Source organism: Actinobaculum suis, assembly GCF_900618115.1.
Taxonomy (GTDB): Bacteria; Actinomycetota; Actinomycetes; order Actinomycetales; family Actinomycetaceae; genus Actinobaculum; species Actinobaculum suis.
In genome coordinates, this window is sequence record NZ_UYIO01000001.1 from 993,202 (window position 1) to 1,011,149 (window position 17,948).

General features: G+C 57.3%; 15 protein-coding genes. All 15 read right to left on the reverse strand.

Annotated features, from left to right (window positions below):
* Window positions 1-23: 23 nt before the first annotated feature.
* Window positions 24-2,666, reverse strand: coding sequence for a hypothetical protein (locus H8274_RS04020; protein WP_185933896.1), 2,643 nt, complete (start codon window positions 2,664-2,666; stop codon window positions 24-26).
* Between the two features lie 6 nt (window positions 2,667-2,672).
* On the reverse strand, window positions 2,673-3,728 hold the full coding sequence (locus H8274_RS04025) for a hypothetical protein (protein ID WP_185933897.1): 1,056 nt from the start codon (window positions 3,726-3,728) through the stop codon (window positions 2,673-2,675).
* Window positions 3,721-4,464, reverse strand: coding sequence for a hypothetical protein (locus H8274_RS04030; protein WP_185933898.1), 744 nt, complete (start codon window positions 4,462-4,464; stop codon window positions 3,721-3,723). Before H8274_RS04030 ends, H8274_RS04025 begins: the two co-directional genes overlap by 8 nt.
* A gap of 2 nt (window positions 4,465-4,466) precedes the next feature.
* On the reverse strand, window positions 4,467-7,958 hold the full coding sequence (locus tag H8274_RS04035; RefSeq protein WP_185933899.1) for a tape measure protein: 3,492 nt from the start codon (window positions 7,956-7,958) through the stop codon (window positions 4,467-4,469).
* A gap of 256 nt (window positions 7,959-8,214) precedes the next feature.
* Window positions 8,215-8,859 carry a DUF7426 family protein gene (locus tag H8274_RS04040; protein ID WP_185933900.1) on the reverse strand — a complete coding sequence of 215 codons (645 nt, stop codon included), beginning with the start codon at window positions 8,857-8,859 and terminating at the stop codon, window positions 8,215-8,217.
* Between the two features lie 59 nt (window positions 8,860-8,918).
* Window positions 8,919-9,470 carry a phage tail tube protein gene (locus H8274_RS04045; protein ID WP_185933901.1) on the reverse strand — a complete coding sequence of 184 codons (552 nt, stop codon included), beginning with the start codon at window positions 9,468-9,470 and terminating at the stop codon, window positions 8,919-8,921.
* The gene (locus H8274_RS04050) at window positions 9,467-9,988 is read right to left on the reverse strand and encodes a hypothetical protein (protein WP_185933902.1); all 522 of its coding nucleotides are present in this window, start codon (window positions 9,986-9,988) and stop codon (window positions 9,467-9,469) included. Before H8274_RS04050 ends, H8274_RS04045 begins: the two co-directional genes overlap by 4 nt.
* On the reverse strand, window positions 9,985-10,341 hold the full coding sequence (locus H8274_RS04055) for a minor capsid protein (protein WP_185933903.1): 357 nt from the start codon (window positions 10,339-10,341) through the stop codon (window positions 9,985-9,987). The genes H8274_RS04050 and H8274_RS04055 overlap by 4 nt, the downstream gene beginning before the upstream one ends.
* 1,057 nt (window positions 10,342-11,398) lie before the next feature.
* Window positions 11,399-11,623: a hypothetical protein gene (locus tag H8274_RS04060; protein ID WP_185933904.1), complete on the reverse strand. Its 225-nt coding sequence runs from the start codon at window positions 11,621-11,623 to the stop codon at window positions 11,399-11,401.
* Between the two features lie 25 nt (window positions 11,624-11,648).
* Window positions 11,649-12,605, reverse strand: a complete 957-nt coding sequence (locus H8274_RS04065) for a major capsid protein (protein WP_185933905.1) — start codon at window positions 12,603-12,605, stop codon at window positions 11,649-11,651.
* Window positions 12,606-12,617: 12 nt separating this feature from the next.
* Window positions 12,618-13,331, reverse strand: a complete 714-nt coding sequence (locus tag H8274_RS04070; RefSeq protein WP_185933906.1) for a hypothetical protein — start codon at window positions 13,329-13,331, stop codon at window positions 12,618-12,620.
* A gap of 18 nt (window positions 13,332-13,349) precedes the next feature.
* Window positions 13,350-14,462: a phage minor capsid protein gene (locus tag H8274_RS04075; protein ID WP_185933907.1), complete on the reverse strand. Its 1,113-nt coding sequence runs from the start codon at window positions 14,460-14,462 to the stop codon at window positions 13,350-13,352.
* A 27-nt stretch (window positions 14,463-14,489) separates the two neighbouring features.
* Window positions 14,490-16,079 carry a phage portal protein gene (locus H8274_RS04080; protein WP_185933908.1) on the reverse strand — a complete coding sequence of 530 codons (1,590 nt, stop codon included), beginning with the start codon at window positions 16,077-16,079 and terminating at the stop codon, window positions 14,490-14,492.
* A gap of 3 nt (window positions 16,080-16,082) precedes the next feature.
* A complete protein-coding gene (locus H8274_RS04085) occupies window positions 16,083-17,339 on the reverse strand; it encodes a PBSX family phage terminase large subunit (protein WP_185933909.1) in 1,257 nt (418 codons plus the stop codon).
* A 25-nt stretch (window positions 17,340-17,364) separates the two neighbouring features.
* The gene (locus tag H8274_RS04090) at window positions 17,365-17,868 is read right to left on the reverse strand and encodes a helix-turn-helix domain-containing protein (RefSeq protein ID WP_185933910.1); all 504 of its coding nucleotides are present in this window, start codon (window positions 17,866-17,868) and stop codon (window positions 17,365-17,367) included.
* Window positions 17,869-17,948: the final 80 nt, after the last annotated feature.

A 17,948-nucleotide genomic window follows, 5' to 3' on the forward strand; every position in this document is an offset into this window, starting at 1 on the left:
AAAAACGTGCATCCTTTCTAGCGCTAGTCTTTTACCCATTTCCCATTTCGGTAAGCAAACCCAAATAATGGTTCGATCCACACGATTCGCGGCGAAACAGTCGGCTCACCCACATCGAATTGGCGCGCGGTTCCTGGGATCATGTGGGTTACCCTGAATTGCATACCGACCGTGTACTCCCTACCCGGCACCAGGGTGATCGGTTGCTGGATAGTGGTCGCATAAATACCGACACTATGGGCCAAACCAACATCTAATTTCTGCCCGGTCTGCGAATCTTTAAAATAGACCCCCATAATCACCCGATAGCGATCCCCGGAAACCATCGACGTGTAACCCACCAGGTTGGCGGCGGCTAACGGGGTGAATTTTCGTTCGAAATCATGGAATTGCCAATGCCACGAAAGGCCTTTTGGCTCACCCTCAGCCCAAAACTCGCGCCCGAAAACATGGTGGCCTAGCGGGATCATTTCATCTCGCACCGGGGAGCGTACGGATAGGCCGGTTTCTACATCAGCAGAAACACGCACCTGCTCTTTACCTTGCTTGTACACGTGCAACCCGGTCGAATCGAGCACCGTGTTATCCCACGTCCCGGTATTAGACGCCGCATAAAACTTCGAACCCATGAAAGTTTTACCCGTAATCGCGTTAACCGTGATCTTGTCCGAAGTGACCGCGCCCGCCGTCAGGTGTTGAGTAGTAACCGCCCCATCTTGGATGAGGGTTGCGCCGGTCTTCGCAAGTAGCTCAATACCCCCAACACGCCACGTAGTGCCACCCGTGAAATCGCGCCATTGCAGGGAAACCGTGGCCGCCCGATCGGGGGCGGTTAAGTCTATGCCACGCTTTTCCCACCAATTTGCCGCGTTTTTCCGGTGGGTCCCGCCCACATACGTGTACGAAATTTGCCGCCCGTTAGCGTCCCGCCAAACAACAGCAGTATTAAAACTAGAGCTAGTGCTACCCCATTCGATCCACCAGTTCCACCGGTATTGATTGCCCGCCTGAACCGGGATATCACGCACCCACAGCGTGGAGGGGTTGTTTTTCCACCAGGTGCCTTTCACCCCGTCGGTAGGAGGCACCGTAGCCGAATATTGCCACCCGTCCAGGTCTTCCTGATACGCCCCGGCCCCGTTCCAAACGAGATTACCGCCCGCAACCGTAACCCGGCCCAAATCCGCGGCCTTAGCCACCAGGTCATTAGTCCACAGCTCTTCAGCGATACCCTTTTGCAAATTCGCATAAGCCACCGACAATTTGCCTAACTTAGCGTTAGTAATCGACGCATCCGCAATCTGAGCTGACCCGATAGCCGCGCTCGCGATATGCGCCCGCGTAATCGCATTATTGCCGATGAATTCCGGTCCTAGTTTCATGGTCTGCCAGGAACCATTGCGCCAAACGTAGGCCCGCATCGGCGTGGACCCAGAAAACACATACCATAGGGAACCGTCTTTTTTACCCGCCCCATCACCCGTATTCGGGTTGCGGTAGGCGAGAGTAATCAGGCCTTGAGCTGTGCTCATTTGACCCGTGAGCGTATCCGCTATATTCCGTGCTGAGAGTGCGTCAGCGGCCGCCCGATCAGCCAGGTCCTTCGCCGCCGTAACATCACGCGCCGTATCTTGGCCCAAGGTTTTTGCGGCTTGTGCTTCCGCGAGCGCAGAAACCGCCTGCGCCGTGGCAGATTCTGCTTTAGACTGCGCCGCAACCGCCGCCGCATTCGCCTTATCCGCGTCAGTCTTCGCGGTTTCGCTAAGCTGTTTTGCTTGGGTAGCAAGATTATTTGCGGCGTTAGCAGATTCTTTCGCGGTAGCCGCCAAATTGGCTACCTCATCGGCTTTTGCGGTGGCCGCTTGGACCGCCGAATTTTCTAACACTACCCATTTTTTGGCTTCACTATCGTAGATGTAGGGAAGTCCGTCCGCGGTGTTAAACCACAGCGTACGTTCTTCCATGGTGGTAGGTGCCGTATTTGAGCGCACGAACATCGAAGACCGCGAAAACAGGTTTTCGGCAACCTTGTCTACGTGCTTAGGTAGCGTTGCTTGTACATTTGTGGCTACGTTTTCGGCCCGGTCTGCCGCCGCCTTAGCCTGGGACGCGAGCACCTGCACATCCGCAATATCCGTCGCAAACGTCGATAACTTGTAGCTCACGTTCGTGTCGCTTGCACGTACCTCGCTTTCCAGCTTGTCAACCCGCGCAACGGTCTTTTCACCGGCCGCCGTAAGTTCGGTCCGTGCCGCCTCAAGCCGCGCATTAGCCGCCTCCATCTCACCAGGAAACGCCTCCAACACGGCTTTTTCATCAGCTGTTAAATCCTGAGGAAGTAACTCACGATTCGGAGCGGCCACACCACTACCAGAACCGCCCATCGACCGAGAAAAACGACCATCCGCAGACTCTGCCTCTAACGCAGCGACCACATACACCGGACGGCCCGCACCATCACACGAGCACAGCACACGAGTCCCTACCCCATACAACGCGGCAGGAGCTGGAATACTGAGCACCGACGAATCCCCGAACCGCACGCTCAAACGGTCTTCGTTCTCATTCGTGCCCTCCACAACCCCCACCATGGTCGGGCGATCCGCACCCCCGCCCGGCCCCGGCTTACGTGCCGCGTCTAACTCACTACTACGAACAACCCTCATAAGTTCCTAATCGCTTTCTATACCAATATCGACCACCATGGTCGCGTCAGCCGCAAGCGGCCATTCCGCACCAGTAACAACACCACTAAACCGGTCTCTGCCCACCTGAACCATCACCAGGTCGTACGGTTCCACCCGCCAATCGGGCACCAACTCGACCGGCACAGTACGGGCCCGCCGCAAATACTTCGCCAGCTCAGACCGAGCCACAAGCAACGCTTGCGCCTGCGACGCCACCGAACTGCCCGTAACATTCGCGGTGCGCCACCCAAAACGGTCCACCGCATACTTCCCGGTAGACGCGTACGCTTCACCGACCGCTTCAGAATCAGCAACCGGGACCACGACATGATTAAAAATGTCGTCCCGATTAGCCGCCCGCTCCGCACCGACCACCGTCCCTGCCTGCCCATCAGTAAAAACAAGCCCTGCCCCAGGTTCGTGGCCGGTAGGGATATCTGCTACACGCAGGCCACCATTCCAACCGGCCCGCGCATACAACCCCCAAGCATCAAACAGTTCTTCAAGCGTTTTGCCTAAATCAGTGCCGATACTAAACCCTTCTGGAACCGGGCCTTTGCCCGCGTCAGTAGCCCACTCGATTTGATCCACACCAGCAATACCGAAAATTGCGGACATCGCATTCCGGGCCGGTAAAGACGGGGCTACCGGCCGTGGCGTGCCAAGCTTCCGCTCCACAACTCGCAGCCCGAAATCTTGCGCATCAACCCGCAAATACGCGCTAGCCTCCGTTACACGGGTAACTAAATATTCGCCTGCTGGCCACCGGGATACGCCCCCCGCGGACTCACAAATACCCTCCAACCGGACCGTGGCCCCATCTGGGGAGACAACCTCCCGCCAATCCGGAAATTCCGCGTCTCCTGGCCGTGCGATCTGCAACCCAGCTACCCGGGTCGCGGGGTAGTGGTCTGCTTGCCAAACCAGCACGCCCCCAGCTACGGGAAACGTGTGCTCTACCAGGTCCGGGCTGGAAAACGTTGCTTCCACCCAAAACCTGCCGCCGGTTACCTGCTCCGGTGTAGGTGCGTCCTCACGCATCAATCCACCCGCCTTCTACCAGGCCCCGCCCGCTTAGACCTGCATCGCGCAATTGGGCGAACGAACTCCATCCGGTTTTTACGTCCCGCCAGGTAGCCGCCGCTTGCCGCACCCCGCCCGGCAGCTCACACGGCCACCCTTCGAGGGATACGCGCCGCAAATAGGGCGGATCATACGAAAAGATTCCATGAGTCAACGAAGTGACCGCGACCTGCCACGACGGGGGAAGGGACGGCATCGGGTAGGCGGTGCGTATCACTATCGGGTCGCCCCGATCCACCCACCCGACAAGCTTTTCCACATCTTCTAGAGCTGCTAAAAACTCGAATGCGACACTTTTACGCCGCACCCCAGATTGTGACACCACCGGGTATTGATTGCCGGGTACCCACGCTGTTTCTAACGCGGCCTCAATCCCCGCACCATCGCCCGTATCCAGCAATTGGGCATTTATCCCAGTCCGCTCGTATACGGATTGCACCACGTCCACCCCGGTAGTGGGAGGGTGCAAGACGATTGGGCTGGACCGGGCCAAGACTCGCCCGGCCCGAGTTTCTAGCCGGTACGAAATCTGCAAATTGAATGGTGCACGCACATCGACCAAAGCCGGCACGTCACTATCAGCCCCACTGCCAGCGACCCACTCGCTAGCCGTGGTAGCTCCGATAATTCGCCATGGCTCTGAAAGCTGGACGCCGGTCCACACAATGCGAGCCGCCCCTCGACCATCTGACACTTTTAGGCCCATCGCTCTTCTCTCTCACTAGCCTGCCGAATACGCGAATCGGCCACCGTAGACACATACGCAGTGAACTCGCGATCCCCAACCCGCAATACAACCTGGGGAGGAAACACTGCCCCAGCCTGCACAGTGGGGGCCACCGGAGCCGGACCCGGGTCCCCATCGGCGAACCGGCGCGTAGTACCCCGATTCACTAGCAGGTAGCCAAATCGGGCGGCAACCTCATCCAAAATGCGTAGCGACCGGGGCCGCTTCGCCACAGATAGCGGAATGTAGGCTTCGCCTCCGGTCTCGTCCTCAGCCCACACTCGATATGCCCCTGCGGGAGATATTTGAGCTACACGATGCTCATGGAAACCGCCATGCGCGTACATTGTTGCGACCATCCCACTACCGCCGGTACCACCACTGGGGTAGGCCGAACCTCCACCACGCACCGGGACGATTGGCACATGTACAGGCAAGGAGAGCCGCGCCCTCATACTGGCGACTTTGCTCTCAGCAGTAGAAGTATTCGCATCCACATTTACGCTTACCCGCTGCCCATCGAGTCCATCGATCTTGCACTGTGCATCACTAGCATTACCCTTAATCTGGGTTTCCGGGTCGCGGTTCTCCGCATAATTCACAAACGCGTTAAACACGTCCATGATAGGCACATCGTCCCCGTAGATATCGACCACGGGGTTCCCATTCTCGATAGCCTTCAACAGGCCCGCGGTGACCACTTCCGCGGGCATCGAGTTACCGTCAATAATCACGGTCCCAGTACGGTTACTGGTCCGCAAAATCCATTCCATGACCGTCATGTCAGCAGGCTCGAAATTACCATTAATTTCGACCGTTCCGGGGTTGCCTGCAACTTCCTCCAAAAAGTCGCCCAGCTTCCCTTGCGCCGGTACCGGGTTACCATCCAAAAGAATCGTGCCCGTAGTGGTATCCATTTCGATTTTCACTTCGCCCAACTTTTGGAGGGCCTGCCCGATTTCCACATCAACTTCGGAATGAATATTCCCAGGGATAAGGTTAAGAGCGTCAGCGAGCTCTTCTGCCCGGTCCCGACTCATACCCATAGCCTCAGCAATCGCAACAAAGTCGGCGCGTTGGGTTTCCATTTGGGCACGGATTTCCCCGGTTGTGGAACCGCTTTTTTCCATTTCGTTCCGCAGATTTAACGCGGTTTGGGCCATATCCCGCAGCGTGCCATTAAACCGCTGCCCTGCTTCTGTGGTCTCATCAAAGAATAGAGTCTGCTCCGAAAGCCCAGCAGAACCAAATTCCGTGATAGATTCCCGTGCCCGATCCGTCAGCAAAGCATGTTGCTCCAGCAAGCGCGAATAATTCGCGGTAGCACTCGCCGTATTATCCAACTCTGCTTTTTGGCGACGTAGAGCCTCCGTATTCGCTTCCGTCGAATCGCGGCTAGCGTCTTGAATCTGCCGATTCCGGTCCCACTCGACCCGTGAACGCGATAGCGCTCCTTCCTGAACTTGCATGGCGTCTACAAGGTCGCCAATGCCATTCACATATTTACGAGTATCATACTTACCGCGATTCTCGTCAATCACGTTGCCTACACGGCGTTGAGCATCCTCAACACCAAGAATCGCATCCGCAACATCTTCATATTCCAGGCCCCATTCACGCATTTTGCTCGGATCGATTTGATCTTCTAAATCAAAAATGATTTGGAGCCGAGCCGCGGCCTGATCAAGCTTGCCGGTAGTTTCGTCAATATACCGTAGGAGCTCTTGGCTCTTCTGAGTTATTTCACGCTGCCGTTCAGCGGCCTTAGCCTGCGCATCAGCCCACAAGCCGAAAGCTATAGCAAGCCCACCGACCGCCAAATTCATCGGGTTAAACGCTGTGGCTATAGCTCCTTGGATAGCCCCGGCCAGGCCGGTCACCTTCGAAGAAGCAGGGGTAATAGCCGAAACAAGTGACGCGCCGAAAGACTCACCCTCGTTACGCGCGATCCGGAAATACCCGACCGCGTCCATCAGACCGGCCCCGATCGATTCGAAGCTCGTCACAAGGTTCCCGATCGGATTCCTAAAAACCAGGAAGGCCGCGGCCGCGGTTTTGATCGGCCCGGGTAGGGAATCAAACGCTTCCGCGATAGCAGACACCGCCGACGCTAACGGAAGTGCCGCCTGTAAAACGTTGGCTAGGGGAGGGAGGAAACTTGTAAACGCGGTAGCCACATCCGCCACCGTGTTCAGCACGGCATCAAAACCGGGGGTGAGGCGCTCTACCAGGCCGATAGCTACATCTGCGACCACAACCCCAGCTTCTTTGAGTGCCGAAAACGCGGGCCGCAACGAGTCTGCAAAACGTGCGATAGCTTCCCGCGCTTGTGGTACCGCCAATACGAGGCCGGCGATACCCGCTACGAGCGGGTTCAAAGCGGGCACCAAATTACCGATAATCGGGATAGAAGCTAGCATTTGCGTGTTCCACGCAAGTACTGCGCTAGTAAGCCCGGCGATGATCGGCGTATACGGTTTGAGCCTGTCAAGCCCGGTAAACATGCGGTCCACGTCTACATTCGCGATCTTGTTATTCAGGCTTGTGAGCAGGTCAGATACCCGCCCAAAGGGTTCTTCCAGCAAGACCGCAACCCGTGGCATGGCTTGCTTAGCAAGGGCCTCCACGGACCGGAAAATGTCAGCAACCTGGTTGCCCCAAGTTACTGCCTGACCGCCGCCCTTCGGGTCGATAAACACGGCCCCGATAGCGGCCCCAATATCACGCGTAGACGCCTTAATCCGATCAGCGGCCCCACTCCACTGCTCTTTAATGCTAGCGGTGGCCCCACCGAACCGCTCTTGCATCCCCGTGGTGACCATCGAAATGAACTCGTTCGCGTCAATCGCGCCGCTAGAAATCATTTCACGAATTTCGCCGCTGGTTTTACCCATTTGGTCACCGATCATCGAAGCGGCATCCACACCACGAATGCCGAGCTGCATCAGATCAGTGGCGGTAACCTTACCGACCGACGATATTTGTGCAAGCACATAGGCAAGCTCGCCAACTTGGTGGGAAGACCCCCCGGTAGCGGCTACCGCCTGCTGGATAGCGTCCAACGTGGGTAGAACGTTTTCAGCGGCCATACCGAACCCGAGCATTTGCTGCTGGGCTGTAATGAACACATCTTTCGAGAATGGTGACGTGCGGGCAAACTCGTCGAGTTTGTCCATTTGTTTAGCCGCAGCTTCCGCGCTACCCATAATTGAAGACAGTGCAGCCCTGCTGTTTTGCTGCAAAACGTTATAGGAGAGACCTGCATCCAGCACGGTCTTAGAAAAACCGGCCACCCCGCCGGCCATGGCGGTTAGTGTAGCGGCGGAAGCTTTCCCCACCGCCCCGAATCCGCGCCGCACTGTGTCACCAAATCGTTGGGCCTTACGCCCCGAAGCATCAATAGCTTGGTCAAACTGTTGTGTTTCAGCCGTAATGAGGGCTGTCACCTGTCCTACTTGCATAGCTTTTTTAGCCCCTCCTTTCCGGGCACGTGCGGGCACTATTAATGATTTTGTTGGTTCTTGCGTTGCGGTTGCACACTAGCCAGCCGGGTAGAAAAACGAGTACCCGCCCGGTAGGAGAGTCCTAACAGGCGGGTACGGAACCACTCCCACGGCCTGGCCGCATAAACCGGGTCTCCCAGATCGATCTGGTAGTGGTCATGAAAATCGAGGACAACTTCCGGCCAAAACCGGAAAATATCCCCCCAATATACGATCAGCTGGTTTTCTTGCCGCTTGCGTTCTTTTTCCTGCTGCCTCGGGCTTTTTGGTTTGAGGTGGCGGGGGAGCGCGTACCTCGGGTAGACGCCTTGCTCATCCGGCTCCCCGACCCCATATTTGGCCCATTCTTCGATACTTTTGGGGCCTCACCACTCCCACTATCCTCGCTAGTGGCGGGTTTAGTAGCCTTGAGACTGCCTGCCGGGTCTTGGGCGGCTCTCAACCAGGTATCGGCCATTGTCTGCCCACCTACCCAAAACACCATTGCGTAAATGCCAAGCAGGGCGATATCTTGGCCCGGCACGCCGGTTTCTTTAAGCCGGCGCACATTGTCTTCCCCTAGAGCAATATCTTCAACATCGCGGTCTTTTGCTGCTTCCAGCGCGGCCCGTAAACGTCGATTCGTAGCCGTAAGCACTGCCTGGCCACAGGTGGAACATGTTTCCGGTTCTGGTTCGATTGTTTGTCGTTGCAACAACACCGTGTACAGTGCGGTGAGGGTCGCCCCATCGGCGGCGTTAGGCGGTTCTACTTCAAACTGGCCCAGCTTGGGATGAGACAACCGTAGCGGTTGCAGGAACATGGATTCCAACGCGGTTGCCCGCTGCTGGTCACTGTAAAAATGAGGGGTTTCGGTCATGGGATTCTCCTATCCAAAAAAGTGCGGGAAGTGCAGGCAGGCGAAATACCTGCTCGAACCTAGACGGAACTTGACGCGGCCGAAGTTAACGGGTTAGCAATCTTCGTGCGCCGCCCCTTCCCTGTGATCGTCACGTTGTAGCCGGCTACGTTCCCGTCTGCCGATGTTTGTGCCCGAGTCATAGACACGGTCCCAATACCCGAATAGGCCTTGTCAGGGTCCGGTTTACGGCCCCCTGCGGGTTCGTCATACCACCGGAATTGGCGGTTAGCTTTCGCCCCCATCGCGGTCGGTTCTTCCGCGGAGCGGAGCAGCTCAAGCTCCGGTAGGACAGACCCATCCGGAAGATGTAGCTCCTGGACGAAGAACGACAACGTCCACGATTCAGACGTCACTACCTCATTCGGAGCGCCCTTATCCGAATAGGTGGGAGCTGACTGAGTGATCGGCGTACGTGCCGGGTCGACGTCCGAAATCTGCCGGATTTTCTGCCACTGGGATTTCGCATCATCGTAAATGTCTACCCCCATCTCATAGGAATAGGTGTAATCCGCTCCGGAAGGGATTGACGGATCGAATGCGCCCAGGGTTTCCTTATTTAGTTGCGTCATAGTTGTGTTACTCCTTGTATGTGTACATCAAAATTTAGGGTTCCGACCATCGGGTTCCCTAGCTCTCCAATATCGAGAACCGCCCAACTCGTAAGCTTTATGCGTTGCACGTTCCCGTAATGCTGTGGGCCGGGTGACGGGCCTGTAAGAGTTTTCTCGCACCACCGCATCGCCGCATATAAACGGTCCGGCCCCGGCATATCACTCCACTGTTTGCCACTTGTGGGGTCGATGCGTATTTGTACCTGCACGAATGCCCTCCACGGCTCATGCCTCGGGTCTTCCGGGGTGTCGGGCGTGGCATAACACGTGACCGCCCACAAATTGACCGGTTCGGGCGGCGTGTAGCCGATAGTGACAAGTATTGTGTCACTTTCTTCCCAAAGCCCTACCCGTTCAGGGGTGTAGCCACTTCCTACGAGCATGTAGGGGTGGCCACCTGCCCCGCGGGAAGCATTAAGCAGCCAGTCAGCGACAGTTTTCTCAGCGGCGCGTTTCAAATCTAAAACACTACTCATAGGCCGCTACCTAAAGTTTTAGACACTTCGCGCGCCACAATAGCCTCAATATCGCGGCGTGATTCGAGCACCGGGGTTTCTAAGTATTTCGCTTGCCGCCCATTCTTGTGAACGTACGTCAAATTCTCGTGCTGGACTACCGCGTACGGAGTTTCGAAGCTGATACGTGCCTGCAAGTCACGGGGCGAATCAACCGCCCCAGAAGCTGAAAGCACACCTTCATCGAAAGGGACAATTTCTTTAGCACGGGACAACACCAAATTTGCGGCCTGGTTCAGGCCACTGTTTACCGCACTGGTAACGGCTCGTTTCACGGATTCCCCATCCCATTCCACCACTACGCTGGTACTCACTGGCAGTACACCTCCCAACATTCTGGGAACCCTTCCAGCTCCCACTTTTGGGCCCGCAATACTTTCAACCGATCCCCGGCTTTTGTTTTTATGCGCGCTCCTACCCTTACCTCGGGTACCGCGTCTAGCGGCATGTAAATTGTTCGGGTTGCTTGTTTCTCGACACCCTGCAACGTGCGCACGATTTGATCGGTTGCAGTAACAAACGCCGGGACCGTGGTTTCACCCCACGTTTTGTACTGGACGGTTTCCGCGCTGTACTCGTAGACCGGCGTGTATGTGACTGTCGTGTTATAAAACTCTGTAAACACTCCCACCACGCGCCTTTCTAGAAAATGTTTGGCTGGGTTACGTGCCGGGCCAATATGGCCCTAGCGGAAGGACACAACCTCACCCGGGCTTGCTGTTGTTCTTCAACAACCGCCCGCGCGTCCGCATATGTGACTGTGCCCGGTCCGAGTGTTTTAGATGCGGCCACGGAAGGTGTGGCCCGTGGCAGGTCGGGGTCTATCCCGGCTTTTTCCCATGCATCTAGCTGGGCTTGCCGGGCTTGATCGACTGCCTGCTTTAGTGGCCCATTTTTTGGGAGCCCGTTCTCATCAGGCTCGTATCTGGTTGTGCGCAGTGCTTGCCGGATGAGTTCGTTTACGACAGCGACGCGCGGCGTGTATTCCACATCCACACCCCCGTTTTTTCTTTCTAGTTTTTCGTGAAACGTGCCCGGGGTGGTGGGCGGCAGGACGGGGCACCCAAAAGAGGGTTTGTGTCTGGCTCGCCTTGCACCGCGAGACACACAGTAGGCGGGCGGAGAACACGGACTTACCCATCCATTTACCCACCTATTACATGCCAAGGAACACCGCGGCGCTAACCAGCACATACTCATGAAAACTGGGTGTGTAAACGTGAATGCGCGGGGGAGGGTTGGCCCATGACACCACCCCAGCTGTACCGCCCAACCCTCCCAATTTTGTGCACGCATTCGTTCCCACACTCAGCCCTTTTGGGTGCCCCTTCCAGCCACCCACTACCCCGGGCACGTCACGCCCCCTTTGTTTTAGGGTTTGGTGTCTTGTTTGGTGGCCGGTTTACTGGTACGGGTCGCACGCTTAGCCTCAGGCTTCGCGTCGGTCACCACGTAACCGGCCCGCTCCAAATATTCCCGAACCCCCGGGGCTAACTCGGCTACTGTCGCCACGCCGTCAACAAACGCGGCAACGGTTGTCCCGAATTGTGTTGTGCCTGAATATCCTGGAATAGGGGCTTCAATCTTTACACCCACAAAACCACTCTCCCTTACTTTGTGCTTACAATTTGACGCCACGGAACACGGCCGCCGCCTTCGTGGACTTCATAGCCACCGCGACCGGGCCAAGTTCGACTTCGCCACGGTGCACGGCCCTAGCCTGATTGAAATTAGGTAGCCAGTACTGGACCAGCGGCTGGCCGGCCAAAGACACGCCATGCACGCCATCAAGAGCGAGCCGGGCCGCATAGACGTCCGTGCCTTGAGCCTTGTCGTTCGCAATGATGTCCTTGTTCTGGCCCGGGCCTTTGCCTGCGTCGATCAGCTCGACGTCGCCGTAGTAGTGACGGTACGAGTGCAGCGGTCCTGGTTTTTCCACGTGTACGGAAAGGCGACGGGCTGCAGCAATTGCCTTACGAATGAATTTGTCATTCGCGATAATTACGCGCCGCCCGGTCCCTTCAACCTTCGCTAGGAGAGCGTCGAGCAGGTCGAGCATTGCCCACGCCTTTTCTTCGGTCATCGCCCCCGAAATATCGAACTCGGAGGTGTCTAGTACCTCCGTGGTTGTGCCGGCCAAAGTCTTGGAAAGGCCGTCAAAAGAGTTCACTTGTGCCGAGGAATCTCCGGTAATGAACGTTTCGGAGAACTTCGCGCTCGCGGCCCGGATAACCGCGGACATGTTCCGCGAAATTTCGTTGGTTTGTGCCGGTCCCACATTTCGGAATACGCGGTCCACTTCGAAGGCCCCACCGAGCGGGTGGAGGTCTACCGAGTGGCGGGTAGTCGGAGGGAGGTTAGCCGGCGTGTATTCCGTGTTGATTGCACGGAACGCGGCGTCCGCGAGCGCGGTTTCGCGCCGGTACGAATAGGTGAGGGTCCCGCCGCCCCCGATCGGGTTTACGGCGTCCTCGAAGGGGAGGGCGTCGATGAGCGTGGACGTGCGGAATTCGTTAATGATTGACAGGTCGAGGTCGTCTACCGCATTTTGTGCGGCGGCTTCCAAAGTAACAGCCATATTTTTGTTTCCTTACTGGTTAGTGCGGGCCGCGAGTGCGTCCGCAATGGTTACTTGATTGCGGTCCTTCTCTCCGCGCCCGGCGGTCGAGTGGGCCTGAGTGCGATACGCTCCCCAATCTGTGGTTTTCGTAGCGAATCGCGGGTTGTCCTTCACCGCTTCGCTGATTTTTGCGGTGAGTTGGTCTGTGTTGGTCGGGTCGATCTCTTTGAGGGAGTCGAGGAATGAGCGCGAATCTAAGAGCGCGGTAGGGTCTGCTCCGGTTTTGGTTGCTGTTTTCCATACCGCGTTTTCCAGGATTGCTTGGTCCCGCTGTTTGGTCGCGTTGTCCCGCTCGCTGGTGAGGTTTGTGATCGTGTCTTGTAGTTGTTCCGGGGTAGGGTCTTCTTCTTTCGTGGCAATTCCTAACGTTTGTGCGATTTCAGCGAGTTGTTGCTCGTAGGTGTGGGCCGCGTTTTTTGCTTCATTGCGGCGTTTCGCGTTTTCGTTGCGTAGCTTTTGCACTTCCGCCCACAAGTCTTCTTTAGTCCGGTCTTCTGGCACGTCCCGGCCCTGCTTTTCGTGGGTGTCACTCGCCGCGCCCTCTACTGGGGTTTCGTGCGGCGGTTTTGGTCCCTGGTCAGGTGTAGGGGCTTCTTGCGCTGGTCCATCGGTTTCGGAGGTCTGCCCGCCCGTGTTGGCAGGGCCCCCATCGACCATTGCTAGTAGGCGCTTTTGTTTCCACATAGTGTTCTCCTTTTTCCTTTATCTTGGGAGCGGGGTTGTTTCCCGCTCGGGTTTCCGTTTCAGCCGCGTCGTATTTGTCAACGCGCGGATTCTTGCCAAATAGGCTTGCCTTCGTTGGTCTGCTGCCTGTGCTACTTCCTCACTGAGTGCTACATCTCGCCGCCGCTCCCACTTGCGGGCCTGCCGCTCTAAATACCTTTGCTGCTGAGATAGTTCGTATAGGCGCGGGTCTGGTTTGGTTGGGGCGGTGGATTGCATCCCCGGAATATAGGCATCGATTCCGTGCCTGCAATTCGGGTGCCACAGGCCCGCTTCTTGAGCTTCTCTGATCGTCGCTTTCACGTTTACGGTCACCGGTTTCCCAGTCACTGCATGGTCGAATGTGCGTTTCCCTGTGATGCCGTCCAGGGCTAAGAGCTGGTGTTCCCATGGGGCGCACAAAGGGCACGTTTCCGGGCTGGTGGTGACTCGTACGACGGGGTATCCGAAGTCGGTAAACAGGGTTGTTGCGGCATGTAAAGCGGCCCGGCCCAGCGTGGTGCGGGCGGTCATTTCTGCGTACGTGTCGGTACGCCACCGCTTCCCGTCTTTCGTCGTGAACCCGGTAACCCCAAGGTCCGCATACCGATTTATCGCCTGCTGGGTTGCTTGCCTGCGCCCGGTCTGGCCCGCTGCGGCGGCGGCAATTGTTTCAGTAGCTACTTGCCGGTACGCGTCTTGAATGCCGCGGAGCATTGCTCCGATCGGGTCACCCAGGCCTTCTATTAGGCCGTGGTTCGCTTCCCACACTAGGCCCGCCAGCCGGTGTTGCGTGAACTCGGTGATTTGGTTCGGTGCGAGCTTGAGCTGGTACGAGCTTTGTGCCAGTCCTGCTTCGATCACAGCGCGGGCGGCCCGCTCCAGCACTGCCGCAAGGCCGCGTTGCTGTTGGTCGCCGGTAAGATCAGCTACCCGATTGTGGAAATCGGCGTACATTTCGGCCCGCCCCACTATGTATGCATCGCGGGCCTGCCCATGCTGGTAGGCGTAGGCGAGAGCTTGCACAAGTTGGGTTTCTACATCGAAAAGGTACTGCCCGATTTCCCAGGCAGCTTGCTGGGAGATTACTAGGGGTCTGACGGGTTCAGCCATTGAAAACTACTGCTTTCTAAAATTGGGCTAGGCGTCGTCGCGAGTGCCTGTTTCTAGCGTTGCGGTAGGCCGCCACACGTCCGGGTCTACCATGGTTGTGCCGGTTTCGCTTTGGATACGGGCCACTTCCGCGGCTACCTCATCCGGTCCCCAATCTGGGTGCACGTATGCGACCCGGGTAAAGGTGGATGCAGCTTCTGCTCCACGGAGCAGGGTCGCGGTACGGGCCCGCTCTTCTGCTGATTCGTGAATAGTTTCCTCGAATTCGATCCCAATGTTGGAGGGGGAAGGCCCGTTGTAGGTCGGGTCGAGGCTCAACATTTTCGGGATGAGTGCGCGGAGGGCGATGGTTTCGTACCGGATTTTTTTCGCCCGGGTAGTCAGGGTCCGGCGGGAGCGTGCACGCACTTCGGTTGCTGTGATGTCGGTATCGCGCGTGTAGTCCCCGAATGTGTCTTCCGAATAGCCACATGACCGGATGATTTCCTGTACGAGTGCTTCCACGGTTTTTGAGTGCTCTTCCACTCTGATCGGGAATTGTACGGATTCGATTGGCATGGCGTTTCCGGCGGTCGGGTTTGGTAGGACCCCTTCGAGGGGTGTGAATATTTCGCGGTCGAGGTCGAACCAGGCCCCGCTGCCACTGCCGCGGGTTTCTAGCATGTCTTTGGAGATGAGGATGCGGGCGCGGGCGAGGCGTAGGTCGCGCATCCATGAGGTCCATGTTTCGTCGAGGGCGTCGAAGAGTTGTTCCACGCCGTCGTAGTCTGATCTGCCCAGGCCGGCGGTTCCTGCGGTGTCGCGGAATTTGCGGTTGGGGAGATTGTTGGGCACGTAGACGGCGTTTAGGCCGGGGGTGCGTGCGTTTGGGTTGCCGATCGACCCGTCACTGTTTACGAGGTTGGCTAGCTGCTCGGTGGCTGGGTGTTCGGTGAGGGGGATTGCCATTCCGAGGTTGGTTGCTGTGCCCCGGTAGAGGCCGTGGTAGGCGACCCCGCGGCCTTGCTCGTCGAGCTCGTGGCGTTCGACTTGCCAATATACAGTTGTGTGATCGGTGTCGATGGGAGTTGCAAAAGTTACGGCGACGAGGTGGCCCCATGCGAATTCAGGGGCGGCCCGGTCTGGGCTGATTGTGTCTAGGAATGGCTTGTCGTTGTTTATGCCGGGCACTCGGGTGACGATGTGGTAGCGGCCGCCGTAGGCAGCCCCTATTTCCGCCCCTTCGAGGAGTGCGCCGTGTAGCCCGGCGGTGACATATTCGGCAATGGCCTCGTCGAATGTGGAGGTTTCGGTGAGGTCGGCGGCAGTGATCGTTGGCGGGTTTGCGTAGAGCAGGTTGGCGCTGGTTTCGGCGATATCTGAGGCGAGGGGAATATGCAATTTGGGGCGAGAGGTGGCGGTCGGGTTGTCTTGCTTTCCCCAGAAGAAACGGCGGAGCCCGCCGAAGAGTCCGTATCTGCCGAACGCGCCCCCGGCCGTGTTCGTGGTGGGAGCGTGTGCATACACTTCGGCGAGCTTTGCAGTGTCGCCGGTCCACCATGCGTGGTGTTCTTGGTAGGCACGGTTGAGGGCGTTCGGGTAGGGCGGCCATGCGGTGTTGTTTTTGGGGAGTGCCATGGTCTATTCCTTTCTGCGGAGTCGGCCGCGCCAGAGTGGTTCTGTGGTTGCGATGGCGTAGCGGGCGGCGTCGAGTGAATGGTCATCGTGTTTTATGGGGCGGTCGGTACCCTGGTCGGTAGCTTTCGCGTCCCATACGTAGCCGGGTATTTCCTTAATCAGGCCGGTACACCGGTCGGCTATTTTAAGTCGGTCGTTTGCGAGTAGGGACGCGACCAGGCGAATGCCGTATAGGACGTTATTGTTTCCGTCTTGAACGTTGCGTGCCCCGTCGTGGTGGAGTTGGGCTTTAAATGATGCGGCGGCGGGATCGACAATTATCCATCTTGCGGGTGGCGTGTTTTCGTGTGGCGTGTGGGCGGTGGCGGCCCATGTGATTAGGCCGTCGGAAAGTTCGGCGTCGGTCCATGCGCGGGTTCGGTTGCCTGTGTCTATGCGCCATTCGTCGGTTAGGTATAGGCGGCCGTCGGTGCCTAGCGAGAGGGTGAGGGCAGCAGTTGGGTTTGTAGTTCCGTAATCGACGCCGATTGCGTAGGTTTCGACCATCTCGGGAAGGTTGTCCCATGGGGTGACCATCGTGTCGGGGTCCCACATGTCGTATACCGCGCCGTCTGCTGATACCCATTTTCCGAGGATGAATCGGTCATACCAGAGGCCGGTGTATTCGGCTTTGATTGCGGTTTTGTATTCGTCGGTTAGGGCGGGGTTGTCGTCGAGGGTGAAGTGGAAAACATTCCAATCTTTTAGTCGGTCGACGCGATCTAGATAATTTGTTTTTAGCCAGTGGGCGGGGCTGTCCGGGTTGGTGGTGCCGAAGAGTTGTGCTCCGGGTGGGCTCATGCGACCTAGGAGCTGGGAAAAGAAATTTTCTGGTAGGACGGTGATTTCGTCGGCGTAGGCAAGTGCGATTGTGATGCCGCGTAGGCGGGATTCTGCTCGGTAGTCGTTTGCTCCTACGATGTGAATGGTTTTTCCGAACATCGTGGCGGTGGACGCGCCTTGCCGGTAGCTGGTGTTGGGGGCGAGGAATGCGAGGGTGGGTTCGGTGAGGATGGGGGAGAAAAGGTTTCGGTAGATGGAGTCTAGGTTTTTGCCGGTGATGAGGATTTCTCCGGGCCCGGTTTTGGTGGCGACGGCGGCGGCGAATCGGATGATGGATGACCAAGTTTTTCCGGATCGTATGGAACCTTGCCAGATATTTACGCGGCCTTGGGCGGCTCCGATTGCGTACATTTGTTTGGGGGAGGGACCTATTTTCATGCTTGATGGCCCTCCTTCTTTGGGTTTATTTGTCTGGTGGGGTGTTGTTTGTGGCGTAGTGTTTGGCGGCCTCAAGGAGCTGGGTGAGGGCAGCGGTTGCAGCAGCTTGGGTTTCGTCGGTTTCGGTTTGGAGCTTGTCTACGCCGTGGAGACGTTCGAGGTGGCGCATGATTGATAGTGCGGTGGAGATTGCGTTTGTGTCGCCTTCGGTGGCGGGCCGCCATATTCCGGCGAGGAGCGTGTCTAGGCGTTCTTTTTCTAGGGTGACGAGCTGCTGTGCGGATTCTCGGGTAATGCTCTCGTAGGCTTTGAGAACGACGTTTCGCACTTGGGTGTAGGAGATGCCCACTTTTTCGGCTATTTGGCGGTAGGTTAGGCCGGCTTTGCGGTATTCGAAGATTTGCTTGTTGCGTTCTTCGCGTTGGGCGCGGCGTTGGGCGCGTTCGGTGCGTATGCGGGCACGTTCGGCTGCTTCTTGCTCGCGTGCCTGGTCGTGTTCAGTCGTCGTGTGTTCATTTTTTTTGGTCATGTTGGGTCCTCCCGGTCTACGGGGTAGTTGCGTAGTGTTTTGGGCATATTTTTGGCCCCCTACGTTGTTGTGGGGGCCAA